Origin of the sequence: Mycobacterium sp. ITM-2016-00317, from assembly GCF_002968295.1 — a bacterium.
Classification (GTDB): domain Bacteria; phylum Actinomycetota; class Actinomycetes; order Mycobacteriales; family Mycobacteriaceae; genus Mycobacterium.
In genome coordinates this window covers 1823236-1843425 of the sequence record NZ_CP134399.1, presented here as the reverse complement: position 1 = coordinate 1843425, position 20190 = coordinate 1823236, and the positions used below count along the sequence as shown (strand labels likewise).

General features: G+C 70.2%; 16 protein-coding genes and 1 pseudogene. 8 read left to right on the top strand and 9 right to left on the bottom strand.

Translation table 11 applies throughout. The features are described from left to right. Positions 1-2 precede the first annotated feature (2 nt). Both C6A87_RS08760 and C6A87_RS08755 read right to left on the bottom strand, forming a co-directional pair. On the bottom strand, positions 3-1022 hold the full coding sequence (locus tag C6A87_RS08760; protein ID WP_311116873.1) for a TAXI family TRAP transporter solute-binding subunit: 1020 nt from the start codon (positions 1020-1022) through the stop codon (positions 3-5). Next, the gene (locus C6A87_RS08755; protein WP_311116872.1) at positions 1019-3046 is read right to left on the bottom strand and encodes a TRAP transporter fused permease subunit; all 2028 of its coding nucleotides are present in this window, start codon (positions 3044-3046) and stop codon (positions 1019-1021) included. The genes C6A87_RS08760 and C6A87_RS08755 overlap by 4 nt, the downstream gene beginning before the upstream one ends. A 141-nt stretch (positions 3047-3187) precedes the next feature. Between C6A87_RS08755 and C6A87_RS08750 the strand changes: the two genes are divergently transcribed. The 3 genes from C6A87_RS08750 (at position 3188) to C6A87_RS08740 (ending at position 6536) form a co-directional block, all read left to right on the top strand. Then, entirely contained in the window at positions 3188-4258 is a 1071-nt protein-coding gene (locus C6A87_RS08750; protein ID WP_311116871.1) for a hypothetical protein, read from the top strand. Next, positions 4255-5469 carry a sulfotransferase gene (locus C6A87_RS08745; protein WP_311116870.1) on the top strand — a complete coding sequence of 405 codons (1215 nt, stop codon included), beginning with the start codon at positions 4255-4257 and terminating at the stop codon, positions 5467-5469. Before C6A87_RS08750 ends, C6A87_RS08745 begins: the two co-directional genes overlap by 4 nt. A gap of 104 nt (positions 5470-5573) precedes the next feature. Beyond that, positions 5574-6536: an ATP-dependent DNA ligase gene (locus C6A87_RS08740; RefSeq protein ID WP_311116869.1), complete on the top strand. Its 963-nt coding sequence runs from the start codon at positions 5574-5576 to the stop codon at positions 6534-6536. Between the two features lie 6 nt (positions 6537-6542). On the opposite strand, the gene C6A87_RS08735 is transcribed toward C6A87_RS08740, so the two are convergent. The 4 genes and pseudogenes from C6A87_RS08735 to C6A87_RS08720 form a co-directional block, all read right to left on the bottom strand. Beyond that, the gene (locus tag C6A87_RS08735) at positions 6543-6848 is read right to left on the bottom strand and encodes an STAS domain-containing protein (RefSeq protein WP_311116868.1); all 306 of its coding nucleotides are present in this window, start codon (positions 6846-6848) and stop codon (positions 6543-6545) included. Further along, a pseudogene (locus C6A87_RS08730) lies at positions 6848-11028 on the bottom strand (SpoIIE family protein phosphatase). The gene C6A87_RS08735 and the pseudogene C6A87_RS08730 overlap by 1 nt, the downstream one beginning before the upstream one ends. Next, entirely contained in the window at positions 11028-11390 is a 363-nt protein-coding gene (locus C6A87_RS08725; RefSeq protein ID WP_311116867.1) for an anti-sigma factor antagonist, read from the bottom strand. Before C6A87_RS08725 ends, C6A87_RS08730 begins: the two are co-directional and overlap by 1 nt. A 14-nt stretch (positions 11391-11404) precedes the next feature. Then, complete coding sequence (locus tag C6A87_RS08720; RefSeq protein WP_311116866.1) at positions 11405-12079, bottom strand: PAS and ANTAR domain-containing protein; 675 nt, start codon at positions 12077-12079, stop codon at positions 11405-11407. A gap of 535 nt (positions 12080-12614) precedes the next feature. Here C6A87_RS08720 and C6A87_RS08715 point away from each other — a divergent pair. Next, the gene (locus tag C6A87_RS08715; protein WP_311116865.1) at positions 12615-13469 is read left to right on the top strand and encodes a methyltransferase domain-containing protein; all 855 of its coding nucleotides are present in this window, start codon (positions 12615-12617) and stop codon (positions 13467-13469) included. Between the two features lie 4 nt (positions 13470-13473). Here the strand turns inward: C6A87_RS08715 and C6A87_RS08710 are convergent, their stop codons facing one another. Beyond that, positions 13474-14805: an APC family permease gene (locus C6A87_RS08710; protein WP_311116864.1), complete on the bottom strand. Its 1332-nt coding sequence runs from the start codon at positions 14803-14805 to the stop codon at positions 13474-13476. Positions 14806-14895: 90 nt separating this feature from the next. Next, entirely contained in the window at positions 14896-15897 is a 1002-nt protein-coding gene (locus tag C6A87_RS08705; RefSeq protein WP_396837027.1) for a tocopherol cyclase family protein, read from the bottom strand. 98 nt (positions 15898-15995) lie between these two features. Between C6A87_RS08705 and C6A87_RS08700 the strand changes: the two genes are divergently transcribed. The 4 genes from C6A87_RS08700 to C6A87_RS08685 all read left to right on the top strand — a co-directional run bounded on the left by C6A87_RS08700 (position 15996) and on the right by C6A87_RS08685 (position 19109). Next, complete coding sequence (locus C6A87_RS08700) at positions 15996-17159, top strand: LLM class flavin-dependent oxidoreductase (RefSeq protein ID WP_311116863.1); 1164 nt, start codon at positions 15996-15998, stop codon at positions 17157-17159. A gap of 20 nt (positions 17160-17179) precedes the next feature. Next, positions 17180-18019, top strand: coding sequence for an aminoglycoside phosphotransferase family protein (locus tag C6A87_RS08695; protein ID WP_311116862.1), 840 nt, complete (start codon positions 17180-17182; stop codon positions 18017-18019). A gap of 30 nt (positions 18020-18049) precedes the next feature. Beyond that, positions 18050-18367, top strand: coding sequence for a nuclear transport factor 2 family protein (locus C6A87_RS08690; protein ID WP_311116861.1), 318 nt, complete (start codon positions 18050-18052; stop codon positions 18365-18367). 130 nt (positions 18368-18497) lie between these two features. Beyond that, positions 18498-19109: a cutinase family protein gene (locus tag C6A87_RS08685; RefSeq protein ID WP_396837081.1), complete on the top strand. Its 612-nt coding sequence runs from the start codon at positions 18498-18500 to the stop codon at positions 19107-19109. Between the two features lies 1 nt (position 19110). On the opposite strand, the gene C6A87_RS08680 is transcribed toward C6A87_RS08685, so the two are convergent. Then, positions 19111-20160, bottom strand: a complete 1050-nt coding sequence (locus C6A87_RS08680; RefSeq protein WP_311116859.1) for a DUF2993 domain-containing protein — start codon at positions 20158-20160, stop codon at positions 19111-19113. Between the last annotated feature and the right edge of the window lie 30 nt (positions 20161-20190).

Here is a 20190-nt window from a genome sequence, read left to right as displayed (position 1 = left end):
ATTCAGCCGGCCGCGCCCAGTTCGTCCAGGGCGTGCGCGGCCCCGCGGTTCAGCGGCACCGGATCGGTGTCGCGGGCGGTCTCCAGGTTGATGCCCTTCGCGGCGCCGACCACCTGCTCCAGTTGCGGCTTCCGGTCGAACAGCGTCCTGGTCAGCACACAGGCCAGGTTCGCGTCCAGGTCGTCGCGCACCAGCAGCATGTTCGCCACCACGATGGTCTTGACGTCGCCGGGCAACTGGTAGGTCGCGGCGGGGATGACGCCCTCCTCGTAGGCGGGGCTGATCTCGGCCATCCGGGACAGCTGCGGGGTGATGTCGAGGAAGACCACCTCGTTGCGCGACGTGGTGAGCAGGTCGGTGATCCCCGGCGTGGGCAGCCCGCCGGACCAGAACAGCGCGTCGATGGAGCCGTCCTTCATGCCGTCCACGGTCTTGGTGAGATCGAGGCGCTGGGCGGCGACATCGGCAGCCGGGTCGAGTCCGGCCGACTCCAGCAGCCGGTTGGCGATGACCTCGGTGCCCGATCCCGGCGAGCCCGTCGAGACCCGTTTGCCGCGCATGTCCGCGATCGAGGTGATGCCGCTGTCGGTGCGCGCGATCACCTGGGTGTAGTTCGGGTAGATGCGCGAGATCGCTTGCACCGGCTGCTTTTCCCCATCGAAACTGCCCGTGCCCTCGACCGCGTCGGCGGCGGTGTCGGCCAGCGAGAACGCCACCTGATAGCTGCCGCCGACGAGCTGCTGGATGTTCTGCACCGAGGCGCCGGTCTCGGCGGCCGTGGCCTTGACCGTGCCGTCGGTGGCCACCGAGATCTGCTCGGCGTACGCGTTGCCGAGCGAGAAGTACACCCCCGTCGAGTTGCCCGTCGCGATGCTGACCCGGGTGTCCGGCCCGACCTCGCAGGTGATCTCGCCGCCGGAATCGGCGGTGGGGGCGTCCTGCCTGCCACCGCAACCGGCCGTCGCGGCCGCGGCGCACACCACCGCCGCGAGGCCGGCCAAGGTTCTCGTCGCACGTCTCATGTCCGTCTCCTCTTGTCGGTGATGAAGGTCGGCGCGACTGCCCCGAGCAGACACACCAGTCCCGCCGCGATCGTGACGGGGTGCAGGAACAGCAGCAGCAGTGCGCCGAGTGCGCTGAGCGAGCGCGCGATCGGACCGAGCGCACCGACCCCGAGGGCCCAGCCGCCGGCCGCGAACGACAGCGCGACGATGCCGGCGCACGCCGCGGCGGAAGCCCACAGCACACCGAGCACCGGACCGCGGCCCAGCAGATACTCGCCGGGCGTGGTCAACACGAACGCGATCGGCACCAGGAACGCAGGCGCGGCGTACCGCAGCGCCTGCCACATCGTGGGGATCGCACGACCCCCGGTGACCGCCGACGCGCCGACCGCTGCGAGCGCGGTCGGCGGGGTGACCTCGGACAGCACCGAGTAGTAGAAGACGAACATCGCGGCGGCCGGCGCGGGCACGTCGAGGGCGAGCAGGGCCTGCCCGATGATGACCCAACCGATCACGAACGACGCCGTCACCGGTATCGCCAACCCGAGAAGGGCCAGCGCCACCGCGGCGAACACAGCGGTCAGCGCCAGGACCACGGTTCGGTTGTCGGTGAGCGAGTCCACCCCGCCCACCAGAACGGACGAGAATTGCGATCCCAGACCGGTTTTGGTCGTCATCGCGGTGATGACGCCGGCCGCGGCACAGACCGCGACCACCGGAAGGACCCCACGGACGCCCACGCTCAACGCCTCGAAGAGCCGGCGCGGGGTCAACCGGCCCCGCCGGTCCAGGAAGCTCAGCACGAACGCCAGCGCCGTCGCGTAGACCACCGCCCTGGTGGCCGACATCCCCAGCGCCAGGAACACCACGATCGCGATCATCGAGGCGAAGTGGTAGCCGAACCGGCCCAACAGCTTCCACGCCGACTCGGTGCCGAGGTGGGCCGGTTTCATGCCGAAGCGTCGGGCGTCGATCTCGACGGCCAGCAGGATGCCCAGGTAGTACAGGACGGTGGGGATCATCGCCCAGCCGAGCACCGTGAGGTAGGAGACCTCGAGGTATTCGGCGACGATGAACGCCGCCGCGCCCAGCGTGGGCGGAGACAGCAGCGCACCGACCCCCGCCGCGGCGAGCACCCCGCCGGCACGTTCGGGGGTGTAGCCGGCACTCCTCATGATCGGCCAGGTGATCGCACCGACGGTGACTGCGGTCGCGGTGCCTGAGCCGGAGACGGTGCCGAGCAGAAGCCCCGAGGCGACCGTGGTGCGGCCCGCGGCGCTGCGCGAGCGCCGGAAGGCCGCGACCGACAGGTCGACGAAGAACCGGGCGCCGCCGGACAGCTCGAGCACGGCACCGTAGATGGTGAACAACACGATGTAGGTGGCGGCCACATCGAGTGGCGTGCCGAAGAACCCGCTGCCGGAGTTGTACAGCGCGTCGACGATCTGGTCGAAATCCAGGCCCGCGTGACCGATCGCCCACCCCTGGGGCATCAGCCCGCCGTAATAGCCGTAGGCCAGGAAGGCGCCGCATACCACCGGCAACGCCCAGCCGGTGGTCCGGCGGCAGGCCTCGAGGATGAGGATCAGCAGCAGCGTGCCCATCACGATGTCGGTCGGTACGAGCATGCCCTGACGGTCGAGGAACGCGTTGTATCCGCCGCCGCCGGCGCCGATCCGGATCGGCAGGATCGGATACAGGCAGACCAGCAACGTGATCACGGCCAGCACCCAGTCGAGCGGCCCCGGCCGGTCCCGCGGGTCGAGGCGCTCGCGCCAGCCCGACCGGTAGACCAGGTACACCAACGGCAGCGAGCCGGCCAGGAACACGATCAGGTAGTACTGGCTGCCCTGCGACAGCGGCCGGAAGACCTGCCCGATGGTCAGCAGCGCGACAGCGAACGCCACCCCGGCGACCAGCCGCCCGGTCCAGCCGGACAACTCGCGGGCCGGCTTCTCCTGATCGTCGACCTGGAGCGCCGCAGGCGGCGTGGCAACCACCGTCGGCGGGTTGCCCGGCTCTGTTGCTGAGCTCCGGTCCATTGCATGCAGACGCTATGCCCCGAACACGGTGTCCGGACCAGAATCTCGCAATCACCGGGCGGGACCGGCGCCATCGCGACGTCGTTGACACCTGTGCCGTCATCGAGAACACTCGTTTCCCATGCCGGAAGCCGCCGGGACGTGAGCGCCGAGGCGTGGGCGCGCCTGGTGGACGGGCTGGCGAGCGCGGGGCGGCAGCTCGAGGAAGCCGGCGCGACACTGGACCCGCAGGAACGCGCCGACGGCTACCGTGCGCTGCTGCGCGCGACGAACAATCTGCTCGGCCGCTTCGAGACCGACCCGGAGGCGCCGGAGCTGGTGCCGTTCAACGGTTGGCGGCAGAAGTTCTTCATGGACAACCCCGATTACCGGTACTGGATCGCCGGCATCTCCGGCCGGCACGAGTACCGGCTCACCGGCAACATCGGAGACTCCGTCTACCAGTCGATCACCGCCTACACCGGACGCGGGGTGGCCGATGCGTCGGCGGTGGCGCGCATCGACTCCGACGGACTCGTGGTCGACGACCGTGGCGGATTCACCCTGACGCTGTCCCCCGACCGGCGCTCCTCGCCGTCGCACCTGCATCTGCCCGCCGAGACGACCTCGGTGTGGGTCCGCTTCGTCCACGACCGGCACGACCCGGTCCACGAAGGTGACTGCCGGATCACCCGCTGCGACGAACTCGACCGTGTGCCGGTCCCCGACGCAGCTGAGTTCGCCCGCGACCTGGCGAAGCTGGGAACGGTGCTCGCGCAGGTGCCGACGGTGTTCGAGATGTCCACGGCACGGGACATCAAGTCGCCCAACGCCGTCAGGCACTGGTCGGCGATGACCGGTGGCGCGGCCTTCACCGAGCCGGGCATCCACTATCTGCGGGGCGCATGGGCGCTGAGCCCCGGTGAGGCACTGGTCGTGGAGGGCCCGCCGGTGGACTGCCGGCACTGGAACATCGTGCTCTACAGCAGATTCCTGAATTCACTGGACTACCGGCACCGTCCGGTGTCCCTGACCGGGGCCCACGCCCACACCGCCGGCGGCGCGTATCGTTTCGTCCTGGCCGCCCGGGATCCCGGCATCGCCGGATACGACTGGCTCGACACCGAGGGCCGGACGTTCGGGGTGTTCGTCATGCGCTTCCTGCAGCCCTCGGATACCCCCGAACTCCCCTCCGTGCAGTGCGTACCGATGGCCGACCTGAGGCCGGCATGAGCTGGCAACCGTCCCCTCGCTCGGCAGCGGCGCGCGAGATGTACTGCGCCGCAGAGCAGGACCGCCTGGACCGGCCGCAGCGCTACACCCTCGATCCCGAGACCGTGCTCGACCGCATGGCCGCACGCGGCGAGGTGACACCCGAGGAGTTCGCGCCCGGCTGGCGAGATGGCCTGGAAATGTTTCTCGCCTCGGCGCAGGAGGAGGGCCGGCTCAACGCCGTCGGAGTCCGCACGGCGGTGACGGCCGCGCTGGGCCGGCTCAGCGCAGGCGCGACGATCCGCCGGTGCCATCAGCACAACCCCGCCGCGGGCGACAACGCGGTCCGCTCCCCGATCGTCATCACCGGCGGCTGGCGGACCGGCACCACGTTCCTGTTCCGGCTGCTCGGCCGCGATCCGCGATTGCACGCCCCGCTGCCCGCGGAACTCGTTGCGCCGTGGGCGTTCACGACGCCGTCGGCCCGGAAACCCGCGAAGGCGGCCGCGGCGCGGACCTCGATGTTGCACACCCTCAACCCCGCGATGGCGGTCGTCCATCCGTCGGGACCCGACCTCCCGGAGGAATGCGTCCTGGCGATGGGCACCGACATGCGCAACTGGGGGTTCACGTCGATGTTCCGGGTGCCGAAGTACGCGGACTGGCTCGGCGGCCAGGACTTCGCCGAACCCTATGCGCGGTACCGGGAGATCCTCCAACTGCTCGAACTCGGCGACGACCGGCGATTCGTGCTCAAGGCGCCGGCCCACATGGCCGAACTCGACCATGTCGCATCGACGTTTCCCGGCGCCGTGGTGATCCAGCTCCACCGCGACATCGTCACCACGATCGCATCCGGGGCCAGCCTGTTCGCCGTGTACCAGTCGACCTACAGCGACGCCGTGGACCCTGTCGACGTCGGCCGCAGGCAGGTCGAACAGAGCGAACGCTGGTTCCGGCGCGCCGTCGCGTTCCGGTCCTCGGCCCACCGCGAGCAGGTCACCCTCATCGACGTCGCCTACCGAGATCTCGTCGACCGCCCAGAATCCGTGCTGGAGAGGATCTACGCCGCGGCAGACATGCCGCCCCCGGCGGACCTGAAGGGCTTCGTCGCCGACTACCATCGCGCCCACCCCCGGGATGGGCAGGCCGGCCACCGCTACACCCCGCACGACTTCGGCCTCGATCCCGCGCAATTGCGGGACCGATTCTCGTTCCTGCCCTACGACTGACCAATGTGGCTGACGAGAATCGCTGGCGGGGAACCTCTTCGGAAGAGCGTGCCGCGGCAGTGCGTTCGACCGGCGTTTCGGCGCCGCGCCGCTAGGCTGGTCCGATGACGAGCGACGGGGAGCGCGCGGGGGTCGAGCTGACCAATCTCGATCAGCCGCTGACCGACGCGGCCGGGGCGACCAAACGCGATCTCGTCGACTACCTGGACGCCGTCGCCGACCGCATCCTGCCGGTGCTCGCCGGCAGGCCGCTGACCGTGCTGCGGGCGCTGCCGGGGCGGGCCCCGTTCATGCAGAAGAACGTGCCCAAGTACACCCCGGACTGGGTGCGCACGGTGCCGATCTGGGCGGAGGCGTCCAAGCGGGAGATCCGCTACCCCGTCTGCGACGACCTCCGCACCTTGATGTGGCTGGCCAATCAGCGTGCCGTCGAGTACCACCCGGCGCTCGGGCCGGCCGGCGACATCTACCGCCCGACCCATCTGATCCTCGACCTCGACCCGCCCGACGGCGCCGATTTCGCCGCGGTGGTGGCGGTCGCCCACCTGGTTCGCCAGGCGCTGTCCGACAGCGGGCTGTCGGGCGCGGTGAAGACCAGCGGTTCGCGCGGGCTGCACATCTTCGTCCCGATCGACGACACCGCACCGGTCGACGACGTCGCCGCGGCCACGCGGGCGGTGGCCGCGCGCGCCGAGGCGCTCGATCCGTCGATCGCCACGACCGCGTTCATCGTCTCCGACCGCGAGGACAAGGTGTTCGTCGACGCCACCCGCGCGGGCGGGGCCACCGTCGCCGCGGCCTACAGCCCGCGGTTGCGGCCGGGCACGCCGGTGTCCTTCCCGGTGTCCTGGTCGGATCTGGACCGGGTGCACCCGTCCGATTTCACAGTGCACACCGCCCCGGAAGCGCTCGCCGGGCGCGACCCCTGGGCCGACGCGATGCCGGCGCCGCAACGGCTGCCGGCCGAGCTGATCGAACACGGGCGGACCATCCCGGTCGCACGCGTCGCGGCGATGCACGAGGGGAAACGGCGCGCCAGGGCGCGACGCTCGGGCGAGGATCCCTAGGACGCCCTACCCGCCGGTCGGCTTGACCACCGTCACCCTGGTCAGCCCGCTGATGGTGAGCACCGGTAGCAGGATCGGGTTCACCAGCAGCTCAATCGATTCCGCGTACTCGAAGAGCACGTTGATGGCGCCGCTGTCGAGGTAGCCCACCGCGCTCAGGTCGACGAGCAGTGTCTGTCCGTCGGGCCCGACCGCGGCGTCGACGGCCTCGGCGAATCCGGCGATGTTGCTCATGTCCAGCTCGCCGACAACCGTCAGCATCATCGAGCCGTCGCCCTGACGGTCGGTGTGCAGGCTCAGCGGGGTGGGCATCAGTGAATCCTGGTGTTCATGCGCACCGTGGTGCCGGTGGACTGGGTGTCGATGGTGACATCCTGCATCAAGGCCTGCATCAGCGCGATGCCCCTCCCCCGATGCAGCGCCGGCACCTCTGCGGGCGCCTTCCAGGTGCCGGAGTCGGCGATGGTCACGAACACCGTGTCGGGCAGCGCCGTGGCACACAGCCGCACCGTCCCGTCGGGACTCTCGCGATGCCCGTGCTCGATGGAATTGGCCAGTGCCTCCCCGACTGCGATCAGCACATCCAGCGCCTGCTCCTGCGAAACCCCCACGGCGGTCAGCCAATCCCGCAGCACGGCCCGGCTGCCGGCCAACTCCGCCACGTCCGCGGGAAACTCGAGATCGAGCGGGGCGGGCTGGCGGTAGAGAAGCAGTGCCACGTCGTCGTGGTAGCCGTCGGCCGGTGCGAGCCGCGACATGATCACATTCGCCAGCTCGTCCAGCGCGGTGGTGCGGTTGTCCTGCACGACGTCGGTCGCGCGGGCGATCCCGTCGTCGATCGACTCCCGTCTGCGTTCGACCAGACCGTCGGTGTACAGCAGCAGGGTGGCCCGCGGCGGCATCGTCTCCCGGGCCTCGGTGCGGTGCGGCGGTTTCGTCAGCCCCAGCGGTGTCGCGCGCGCCCCCTCCAGCAGTCGGGTGGAACGGTCCGCGGTCACCAGGATCGGGGGCGGGTGACCCGCGCACGAGTACACCAACTCGCCGTTCTGCGGGTCCAGCACCGCACAGAAGGCCGTCGTGCACCGTGCTCCCGGCAGCCGCGCCGCGAATCGGTCCAGCGCCGACAGCGCCGCGGCCGGGCTGGGGTGTTCCAGCAGCAGCGCGCGGCAGGCGCTGCGCAGCTGACCCATGATGGTGGCGGCGGTGAGGCCGTGGCCGACGCAGTCACCGACGATCAGCCCGATCTTGCCGTCGTCGAGGTCGACGACGTCGTACCAGTCGCCGCCGACCTGCAGCGGACTGGTCGCCGGCTGGTACCGCACGGCGAACCCGCTGGACAGCGCCGGGCCGAGGATCGCGTGCTGAAGGGCCAGTGCCGTCTCGCGCTGCTGATCGATCTGGTGCACGCGTTGCAGCCCCTGGCCGAGCCGGCGGCGAGCACCGTGAGCAGCGTGTGGTCGTCCGAGGTGAACCGCCGGTGCTCGAACAGCTCGATGTACATCACGAGCACGCCCCGCGGATGCCGCAGCGCCACCCCGGCCGCGCCGGTGGTCGAGGTGTCCGGGTCGAGCAACTGGCCATCGCGCAGCGCGGTGATCGCCGCGCGGGTCTGCGGTGACAGGTCACCCCAGGTTGCCGGTTCCCCGACGCACCCCAGATGCGGCTCCCCGGCGTCGTCGTCGCGGTCCTCGTCGTCGGGCCAGGTGGCGGCCAGGACGCGCCGCGCACCCCACACGGCGGCGAATTCCTCGGTGGCCGCCAGCACCGCGTCGTCGAGCGTGTCCGATTGCGAGAGCTGCTGAGTCAGTGAGGCCAGCGCGGTTTCGCGCTGCACGATGTAGTGCTCGGCACTGACGTCGCGCAGGGTTCCGACGACGACCTCCCGGCCGGTCTCGGGATCCTCGGCGTGGGCGAAGGTCACCGCCATCCACAGCCGGTGCCCGTCGCGGTGGGTCACCGGCACCGCGCTGATGCTGCCGTGCGGTTCCGACAGCACGGTGTTCAACGCATCCCTGGTCCGCCGGTGCGCCTCGGGATCGTGCTCTGCCGACGGCCACCACGGGTGTACCGGCCGGTACGGCAGCCCGGCGGCGTCGAACCCGAGCATGTCGGCGAAAGCGGAGTTGATCTCCACGACGGCACCCTGATCGTCACAGACGAAGAAGGCCTCCTGCAGCGAGTCGACCAGTGCCGAGCGCCAGCGGGCGTGGTGCGCGCGCAGCCGGGCCAGTTCGACGCTGGTGCGCACCCGTGCCAGCAACTCCGCGGCGGCGAAGGGTTTGACAAGGTAGTCGTCGGCACCGGCGCGCAGGCCGCTGATCGACGCCTCCTGGCCGGCGCGCGCCGAGAGCAGCAGCACCGGCAGGGCCGCGGTGCGCCCGTCGGTGCGCAGTTCGGCCACCAGCCCCAACCCGTCGAGGCGCGGCATCATCACATCGCTGATCACGATGTCGGGCGGGCTGGCCCGGATCTTCTCCAACGCCTCGACGCCGTCGACGGCGGCCTCCACCCGGTAGCCGTCGGCGCTCAGCAGCCGGCTCAGATACTCGCGCATGTCGGCGTTGTCGTCGGCGACCAGCACCCGCGCCGGGTTCGCCGATCCCGTCGCGGTGGTAGCGACTCCTGTTGGGGCACCGAAAGACTCGGAGATCGCCTGATCGTGTTCGCCGGGGATCCAGCGCAGCGCCTCCTCGACGTAGGCGTCCGCAGCGCTCGCGGTGGCCCGGTCCTCCCCGGCCGGGGCGAGCGCGGCGTCGGGCAGGTGCGCGGCGCCGAGCGGCAGCCGGACGGTGAACGTGGTTCCGCGGCCTTCGACGCTGTCCGCACCGATCGTGCCGCCGTGCAGCCCGATCAATTCCTTGACCAGCGCCAGCCCGATGCCGCTGCCCTCGTGGGAGCGGGCCCTCGCGTTCTCGATGCGGTGAAAGCGCTCGAACAGCCGCGGCATCTCCGCGGCGGGCACCCCGGAACCGGTGTCGGCGACGGTGACGACGGCGTCGGGCCCGTCCTTGCGCACCCGGACCGACACCGTGCCGTCGAAGGTGAACTTCAGCGCATTCGACAACAGGTTGAAGATCACCTTCTCCCACATGTCGCGATCGACGAACACCGGTTCGCGCAACGGTTCGCAGTCGACGTCGAACACCAGCCCGGCACGCTCCATCGCCGAGCGGAACACGCTGGCGAGTTCGCCGGTCAGCGTGCCGAGGTCCACCGGCCGGTAGAGAGCCTGGGCGCGGCCGGCCTCGATCCGGGAGAAGTCCAGCAGCGTGTTGACCAGCTTGGCCAGTCGTAACCCGTTGCGCCACACCACGTCCAGCTCCCGGCGGGCACTGTCGTCGACTCCGTCGGCGCGGCGCAGCTCGGAGACCGGGTCCAGGATCAGCGTCAGCGGGGTGCGGAACTCGTGGCTGATGTTGGAGAAGAACGTGGTCTTGGCCCGGTCGACTTCGGCGAGTTCCTCGGCCCGGCGCTGCTGGGCCCGGTAGCTGCGGGCCAGGCCGATGCCCGCGGCGATGTGGGCGGCCACCAGGGTGACGAAGCCGCGATAGGACTCGTCCAACAGCCGGTAGCGGTTCAGCGCGGCGACCAGGAAGCCGCTGGGCGAACCGCCCTGGTGCAGCAGCGGCACGACCAGTGCCTGCACCGGTGGCTCGCGCCAGTCCCCGGTCGGCAGCGCGGGATACTCGTCCGTGCCGAGATCGACCAGAACCGATTCGCCGCGCGCCGATTCGGCCAGTGGCCACCGCCCGTCGTCGGGAGTCGAGCCGCCGGCGCGCAGCCGCGCCGGCACCGCGGGATGTCCCGCCGCGATGCCGCTCGTGCCCGCCAATCGAGCCGACCCGTCGTCGTCGAACAGATAGGTCAGCGTGAAGGGCAGGTCCCGCAGGTTCTGGGCCAGCTGCTCGTCGACGAAGCTGAGGATGTCCTCCTCGGCGCGCACCAGGCTGGGATCCGAACCGAGGTCGCGCAGTGTCGCCATGCGTCGCTCGCCGATCACCTGGGTGGTGTCCTCGCTGACCACGCACAGCATCCCGACCACGCGGCCGTCGTCGTCGCGCAACGGGCTGTAGGAGAACGTGTGGTAGGTCTCCTCGACGTAGCCCGACCGCTGCAGGAACAACAGCAGTGCGGTGTCCCACGTCGCCTCGCCGGTGGAGAACACCCGCTCGATCCGCGGGCCGATGTCGTCCCAGATCTCCGCCCACACCTCGCGGGCCGGCCGCCCCAGCGCCCACGGGTACTTACGGCCCAGGGTGTCGCGCCGGTACGCGTCGTTGCAGAAGAACGTCAGCTCCGGTCCCCACGCCATCCACATCGGGAACCGGGAGGACAGCAGAATGCTCACCGCCGTCCGGAGGCTCTGCGGCCACCGGGCCGGCGGGCCGAGTGGCGTCGCCGTCCAGTCGACCTCGGCGTGGTCGCGGCCGATCTGGCCAACGTCGGCGAAAAGACCTGCCGGCGAGGGCTTCCCGATATCCGCGCTGCTCATCACAGACCTTCGCTCGATGTCAGGGCATCCGTCACCGTGGGATAGGGCCGCAGCACCTCGTCGAGCTTGGTGACCTCGATGGGCCGGATCACCTCCGCGTTCGCGGCGACCACCCGGACCGCGACGCCGCGGCCGTCACCGGCCTCGACGCTGTCGAGCAGCGCGTTCAATCCGGCACTGCCGAAATAGGTGACGTCGTTGAGCTCGACGACCAGTACCCGCGACGGCCGGGCGAGCGCGTCGGCGGTCGCGGCCTGCAGCGCCGCGGTGAGCCGCTGCACGGTGCCGGTGTCGATCTCGCCTCCGACGTGGACGATCACGGCGCCGTCGCGCTCTTCCTGCATGATGTTCAGCGATTTCACGGGTTCGGCGACACTTACTCGACGCGCTGGTGCGCGGTCAGGAGCAGATGGTCGAACTGCCTGCGCAGATCGTCGCCGCGCAGCTCCACCCGGTGGAACTCGGCGACGATCTGACCGGCGAGCGCGCGAAGTTTGGTGTTCGTCTGCTGAGACCGCCACTGCAACAGCTCGAACGCCTGGCCCTCGTCGATGCGGTACACCAGCATCAGCGCGCCCTTGGATTGTTCGATGGCCGCGCGAGCGGCGAACAGGTCGGGCAGCGAGGTGTTCAGGACGTCGCGGCGGGTCTGGTCGAGCGCGTCGGTCAGGTCGACGTAATAACCCTCGGTGCCGACGACCGCGCCACTGTCGTCGAACATCCTGTCGCCCAGCACGAGAACGCTGTGTTCGCGGTGGTACGTGTCGAGGAGGCGGTGCCGGCTGGAGAACGCCCCGCCGGAGTGCAGCGCGCGGTCGAGCAACTCCTGCACATGCCTGCGGTCGTCGGGATGCTTGTGCGAGAGCAGCAGTTCGGTGGTCGGGGTGACCGTGCCGGGCTCATAGCCGTGCATCCGGGCCACCTCGTCAGACCACTCCCACCGTTGGCCGACGAACCAGAACCGGAAGCCGCCGATGTGAAGATCGCCGCCCGCCCGAGGCGACTCGTGGGCAGAAGACCCCCACTCACACGACTGATCGGCACGCGGCATTGCCGCATTATTCCACTTCAGCGCATTTGGCAAACACGGTGCGCCGGACAGGCCGACCGCGGTCGGCGCGGCTGTGGCTCCACGGCACCCGGCCACCGGAACGACGTCGTCGACGAGGAGGCCGGCAGGTCGCCGGGGAACATCCCGTCGTGCGGCTCGGCAGACCGATCGCATCACCAACCACCGCCGAACCTGCCGTTTTCCCTGAGGGAACCGGTCGAATGCGGATAGCATCACCGCGGAGCGCGGCTGCGGCGCGCGCGAAACCCGGGGACGGTGCGATGCCGTCGTCCGGCGTCCGCCACGGACCTGCCGTCCGGCACCCGGAAGCGATGACGCGCAGCCAGGACACACGCCTGGCAACGGAGGCCGCCCCGCGGTACGCAGCCCGGCGAGAGGCCGGGATCCTCACCTGAGGGGGTGATGGGCACAGAAAGAGGTAGTCGCTCCCCGATGTGGGCGAGCCGTCGGCGGGCGACCGTGTTTGCAGCCGTCGGCCAGTCCGCGGCACCCGTCGACAGATTCGAGGACACAGATGACCACCGCCGATACCGATGTGACGGGCGAACCCGACGCCGACCGTCAGCTCAAGGCCCGCCACCGCGCGCTGTGGGCCTCGGGCGACTACCCGGCCGTCGCTGCGGAACTGATCCCCGCGCTCGGGGCACAGCTCGTCGAAGCCTGCGGCATCGGCCCCGGCCAGCGGGTGCTGGACGTCGCCGCGGGCTCGGGAAACGCCGCGATCCCGGCCGCTGCGACCGGCGCGCGCGTCGTGGCCAGTGACCTGACCCCGGAGCTGTTCGACGCCGGGCGTGCCACCGCCGCGCAGCGCGGCGTGGAACTCGACTGGGTGGAAGCCGATGCGGAAGCGATGCCGTTCCCCGACAACGAGTTCGACGTCGTGATGTCCTGTGTGGGCGCGATGTTCGCGCCCCATCACCAGGCCACCGCAGACGAACTGGTCCGGGTCGCCCGTCCCGGCGCGACCATCGGCCTGATCAACTGGACGCCGGAGGGCTTCATCGGCAACCTGTTCGCCACGATGAAGCCCTACGCCGCCCCGCCACCGCCGGGTGCGAGTCCCGCGCCGTTGTGGGGCAGCGAGGACCACGTACGGAAGTTGTTCGGCGACAAGGTCGGCGATCTGACGATGCACCGCCGGTCGATCCTGATGGACCGCTGCGCGACACCTGCGGAGTTCCGCGAATACTGGAAGTCCCACTACGGACCCACGATCGCGGTGTACGGCTTCAACGCCGAGGATCCCGATCGATTGTCGGCGCTGGACCGCGATTTCCTGGCATTCCTGGAGCAGTGGAACACCTCGGGGCAGCCGGACCGGACCGCCTACGAGGCTGAGTATCTGTTGGTGACGGCCACCAAGCGCTGAGCCCTCACGCGTTCGCCGGGGCGGTGCCGGAGAACCGCCGGGTGACGAAGTACAGCAGCACACCGACCCCGAGCAGCAGCGCCGCCAGCAACCAGACCTTGCCGCTCTGCTGCGTCATCAACAGCACGCACGAACCCACGCCGAGGGCCGGAACGAACGTCCACACCCGGTAGTGGTCGTGCTCGACGTGGTCGCGCCGCAACATCAGCACCGAGACGTTCGCGGCCAGGAACACGAACAGCAGTAGCAACACCACGGTCTCGGCGAGCATGGACAGGTCACCGACCAGTGTGAGCAGCATCGACACCGCCGTCGTCGCGAGGATGGCGACCCATGGGGTGCGCCTGTTGGGCAGTACCCGGGACAGCACGTCGGGCAGCAGGCCCTGCTCGGCCATCCCGAAGCCCAACCGGCTCGACATGATCATCGTCAGCAGCGCGCCGTTGGCGACCGCGATCAGCGCGATCAGGCTGAAGAGCCAGTCCGGCACCCCGACGCCGGAGGCCGACACCACCTCGAGCAGCGGCCCGGAGGACTGCGAGAGTTCGTCAGAGGGCAGCGCGACCGCACTGGCCAGACCGACCAGCGCGTACACCACGCCGGCGGTGAGCAGTGCCCCGAACAACGCCGCCGGGTACACCCGTCGCGGGTTCCTGATCTCCTCGACGACGTTGGCCGAGGTCTCGAAACCGACGAACGAGTAGTACGCCAGAATCGCGCCGCCGAGGATCGCCAGGCCCGGCGAGGCGCCGTCCGGCAGCGTGACGGCGCGGCCGATGTCGCCGTCCCCGCGCCCCAGCATCATCGCGACCACGGCGATCACGATCACCAGGCCGGTCAGCTCGATCGCGGTCATGACGACGTTGGTCTTGAGCGATTCGCTGATGCCGCGGGCGTTCAGGCAGGCGACAAGGGCCAGGAACACCAGCGCCGCGACGACGACCGGGACGTCGACGAACGTCGCGAGGTAGTCACCGGAGAACGCCAGAGCCAGACCCGCGGCGCTGGTCACGCCCGCGGCGAGCATGCTGAATCCGACCAGGAACGCGATCAGCGGTTTTCCGAACGCACGCTCGGCGAACACCGCCGCGCCTCCCGCACGCGGATACTTCGTCACCAGCTCGGCGTAGGAGCCGGCGGTCAGCAACGCCAGCAGCATCGCGACCACCAGCGGTGCCCACAGCACCCCGCCGACCTCCGCCGACAGCTTCCCCATCAGCGCGTACACGCCGGCGCCGAGCACGTCGCCGAGGATGAACAGGAACAGCAGCGGACCGGTGATCTTGCGCGCCAGTTTGGTCGAACCCGCGCTCACCTCCGTGGTGTCGGAAGACATGCGTCGCCTCCTTGTCGCGATGTGCTCACCCGGACTCCGCGCTGAGCCGTAGAGGCAGATACCCCGAAGCGCGAAATCGACACCCCGGGCTCAGCCGGGCCGGCTGCCGACCTCCAGCCCAGCCAGTTCCGAGGTGCCCTCGAAGATCGTCCGGCCCCACTCGCGCACCCGGCAGTGCAGGCGCCCGGCGAGGTACTCGTAGTCCGAGTCGATGTTGCGCCGCTCGGCGGGCAACGGGACCGGCAGCACGTGCGGACCTTCCGGGATTCCGTAGCCGTCCAGCTCCACGCGCAACCGCGGGGTCCTCGCGTCGACGTGCCAGCGCTCGCCGTCACACTCGTTGGTGACCAGCGCCGGCGGGGTGATCCTCAGCACCCGCTCGCCGATCCGGACGACGACCCCGGTGACGTCGCGGCGCAGGGGGCCGAACTCCAGCAGGCCGCCCGAGAACGCCACCGACACGTCGGCGTCACCGAAGTCGTGCGCCTGGCCCCACCACCAGCGGCGCGGGAACCCCGCACCCCAGTTGCGTTCGCAGTACAGCGTCGCGTCGGTGAGGTCCCAGCGCTGATCCCCGCACGAGACGGTGCCGGTGGCCTTGCCGCCCAGCCGGTAGGGATGCCAGTACTGGTTGAGAAACGGCACCGACGAGAACACGCCGCCGCCGCCGAAGGCCAGCGGCCAGGCCGACTCGTCGTGGAACCTCAGGTCCACCTCGACGTCGTCGATGGCCAGCCGCAGACGATCACGATCGGCGTGCAGCCGGTTCCCGTCCGACTGGGCGGCGACCTCGAACCGCTCGGAGGCCGCAGTGGTCCCGCCGATCTCGGCCGAGCGCACCACCGCACCCGGGTGCGCAGCGATCGCGGCGGTCGACCAGTCGCCGTCGGGATGGCGGTTCACGCTGCACAGCGCGACCACGACGCGCCTCGACGTCGGGTCGGACAGTCGCCAGAACCAGCCCTCCATCTCGGTGCCGTGCGTCGGCAGCGGGTCGCCGAAGGGCACGTCGGCACCGCTGCGACGGTAGAGCGACACCATCTGGCGGCCTGTGCGTGTCACGAGCGAGGAGACATCCACACCGGCGTCCATACCCACTGACCGGCTGAAGTTCACAGCGACGTCGGCGTCTCGGCGCGGGGTCTGCCCGAAAGCCCGTGCGCGACCGGTTCCGCAGACAGAATGGCCGGATGCGCTTCGGTAGCTTCATGGCCCCGTTCCATCCGGTCGGGCAGAACCCCACCCTCGCCCTCGAACGGGACCTCGACCTGATCGTCGCGATGGACCGCCTCGGATTCCACGAAGCGTGGGTCGGTGAGCACCACTCGGCGGGATTCGAGATCATCGCCTCCCCCGAGGTGTTCATCGCGACGGCCGCCGAACGCACGAAGCACATCAGGCTGGGCACCGGGGTCAGCTCGCTGCCCTACCACCACCCGCTGCTGCTCGCCGATCGCATGGTGCTGCTGGATCATTTGACCCGGGGGCGGGTGATGCTGGGTTGCGGGCCCGGCCAACTCACCTCGGATGCGCACATGATGGGCATCCCCGCCGACGAGCAGCGACCGCGCATGGAACAGTGCCTGGACGCGATCATGCGGCTGCTGCGCGGGGAGACCGTCACGATGCACACCGATGGGTTCACGCTGCGGGACGCCCGGCTGCAGATGCTGCCCTACAGCGAACCGTGCTTCGACGTGGCCGTTGCCGCGTCGTTCTCTCCCACCGGCCCGCGCGGCGCGGGCCGCCACGGCATCGGCATGCTCTCGATCGCGGCCACGGCCCGGCAGGGCATGGACCTGCTTGCCCAGCACTGGGATACCTGGCAGGAGGTGGCCCGCGAGAACGGCCATGTCGCCGACCGGTCGAAGTGGCGGCTGGTGGGCCCGATGCATCTGGCGGAGACCCGCGAGCAGGCCGAGCGCGACGTGGAATACGGGATCGCGCAGTTCTCGCAGTACTTTTCGCACATCCTGCCCGCCGGGCCGGTGCAGGGCGACACACCCGCCGAGATCATCGCGAACAATCACGCGACCGGTTTCGCGGTGATCGGCACCCCGGACGACGCGATCGCCAAGATCGAGGAACTGGTCGAGGCGAGCAACGGCGGGTTCGGCGCGTTCCTGTTGTTCGACCACGACTGGGCGCCGCCCGCGGCCAAACTACACAGCTATGAGCTGTTCGCGCAGTATGTGATTCCGCACTTCACCGGGCAGCTCACCGCGCCGACGGCCTCCCGCGACTGGGTCACCGAAAGCGGCCGCACGTTCGTCGACCAGGCGGCGCACGCGATCGGCAAGGCGATCGAGGATCACGCGGCCGAACAGCGCGCCCCTCACCCGGCGGCGAATTAAGCACTCCCGGAACGGAATCGATGACCGATCGACACCGCGATCTCAGTGCTGCGCTGCGTGACCAACTCGACCGGTGGAAGCTGCGGACCGACGGCCCGATCCGCGAGGGTCCGGCGTCGCTGGTGGCACCGGTCGTCACCGCGGACGACGTCCCCGCCGTCCTCAAGGTCGGTGCGCGTGACAGCCCCGCCGGTCACGAGCATCTCGTGCTGCGGCGCTGGGGTGGCGACGGAGCGGTACGGCTGCTGCGCGCCGACCCGCCGCAGCACGCGGTCCTGCTGGAGAGGCTGCACCCGCAGTCGCTGACGGAAAGGCCGGACTCCGAGGCGTGCGAGATCGTCGCCGGCCTCTACCGCCGGCTGCACGTGCCGCCGATGCCGCAACTGCCTTCGCTGCACGAGCAGATTGCCCAATGGATCGACTCCGCCGACCGCTTACCCCGCCGTTCTCCGCTTCCGCACCGGCTGGTCGAGCAGGCGGCGGCCCTGGCTCGCGAATTGACCTCGGACTCAGTCGATTCGGTCGTGCTGCACGGCGATCTGCACTCCGGCAACGTGTTTGCCGCGGACCGCCTGCCATGGCTGGCCATCTCGCCCGAGCCGATGAACGGGGACCCGCACTACGAGTTGGCTCCGATGCTGTGGCACCGCTGGGACGAACTCACCCACGATGTCCGCGACGGTGTGCGCCGCCGCTTCTACACTCTCGTCGACACGGCGGGTCTCGACGAGGACCGCGCCAGGGCCTGGACGCTGATCCGCGTGGTGTGGACCGCCACCCGGGAACCGGTGTCCGACACCCACGCCGGCGCAGACGCGCTGACCAGATACGTGGCGGTCGCCAAGGCCGTGCAGGACTGAACCACGACGAACCGGAAGGTGGCTGGGCGGATGGGCTCGACCGACGCGGCACTGCAGGAGATGCTCGACGAGCATCAGCTTCTCAAGCTGGTGCATCGCTACTGCCGCGCCGTCGACCGCGGTGACGTCGACACACTGAGGAGCCTGTACGACACCGGCGCACAGGACGCCCACGGCGGATTCTCGTCGGGATCGGCGAGCGCGTTCGTCGACCAGATCGCGGCGGCACGGCCCTACCTGCGCGCGATGCCCCGTCGCCGAGGAACCTCGGCCATCCGATCACCAGGGACACCGCCGAGGGCAGCCCCGGCCCGGAGGATCCCTCGCACAGCTTCTTCACGCTGTTAAAGGAGTGAAAGCTGTGACTAACGGGTACTGACCGAGGGTCATCGTCCAACCACGCCCGGTCGAGGAGAGGTCCGTGAGCGTCCGAAGCACCACCCTGTCCACGATCACAGCCACCGCGGCGACGGCGCTGATGACGGCCGGAGCGCTGCTCGGTGCGCCGACCGCGGCCGCGGCCCCGCAATGCCACGACGTGGAGGTCGTGTTCGCCCGGGGCACCGACGAACCCCCCGGCCTCGGGGTCGTCGGCAAGTCACTCGTCGACACGCTGCGACCGATGATCAAAGACCAGACGATCGGCACCTACGCCGTCCGCTACCCCGCGTCCTGGGACTTCCTCCAGGTGGCCACCGGCGCCAACGACGCCAGCAGGCGTGTGCAGACCATCGCCGCGAACTGTCCCGACAGCAGGATCGTGCTGGGCGGTTACTCGCAGGGCGCCGCCGTCATCGACGTCGTGGCCACCGCCCCGATCGCCGGGCTCGGCTACACCGCCCCACTGCCCGCCGCCGTGGTCCCGCATGTCGCGGCGATCGCGGTGTTCGGCAACCCGTCGGCACGCCTCGGCAGGCCCCTGACCCTGCTGAGCCCGGACTTCGGTGCCCGCACCGCCGATCTGTGCAACACCAACGATCCGGTGTGCTCACGCGGCGAGGATTTCTCCGCCCACGTGCGCTATCCGCAGTCGGGGCTGGTCAAACTGGCGGCCCAGTGGGTCACCAAGCATGTGCGCCAACAGGTCTGACTCAGAGCGGGGCGAAGCACGGATCGTCGTCGTCGCGCGGAATCGACGCGTCCCGGCTGGAGAAGGTCCCCACGACGCCGGCGTCCGTCACCTCGACACTGTCGGCGCGGATACCCAACGGGTAGTTGTCGTTCAGGTTCTTCGTCAGGTCGTTCAACGCCCCCTGCACGACCTCCTTCGGGAACGGCCCCTGTACGTCGAGCACCTCTAGGTTCAGATCACCATCTGCCACAACAGGTTTGGCGGTCACGCTGGCAGCGCCGGCGTCGAGCACGATGGTGCCCGCCGCCGGGTCCGTGCGGACGCCGGTGACCAGGGCGCCCACGCCGGGCAGATTCTCCGCGACGGTGTCCCTGATGCCGTCCGAACGCCACGTCAGCGTGGCGTTCAGCGACCCGATCGTGCCCTTGGAGTCCGCGGTCTCGTGCAGCCGGATGTCCTCGAGGGTGACGTCGGCGGTCATCCCGTCGGCGGCCTGCACCCGGTCGCCGGCGGTGTGCACCGAGATGTTCGTGTAGTGACCCGTCATGTGCTGCCACAGAAACGGCGGGTTCACCCCGTAGGAGATGCTCGCCCCATCCTCCACAACACATTCGGCGATGCCGACCAGCACGTCGTCGGCGCGGTGCCGCGCATACAGTTCGGCGCCGGCCAGGCCGCCCACCAGCGCCGCCACCACGATGACCGCGAGCAGGATCCCGGTCTGCCGGTTGAGGCCGGTGCCGCGGCGCGCAGCGTCCCGCGCCGGTGGCGCCACCGGAGCCCGCGGCGGAGCAGGCGGTGGCGGCGGTGCGGGCCGTGCCCGCGGCGGAGCAGGCGGTGGCGGCGGAGCAGGCGGTGGCGGCGGTGCGGGCCGTGCCCGCGGCGGTGGCGGAGGCGGTGGGCGGCGCAGCTTTTCGGTGGGCACGGCGTCCGGCGGCCGAGCATGGAGCCGTTCGGTACGAGCGTCGGGCCCGCCGGGACGGGGCAACCGCCGGGTAGCCGGATCGCCGTCCGGCTGCCCGCGTCCACGCCGGCCGGGTTGCCCGGGTGGCCGCGGCGGATTCGTCATCGCCGCCATTCTGCCGCACGCGGCTAGTTT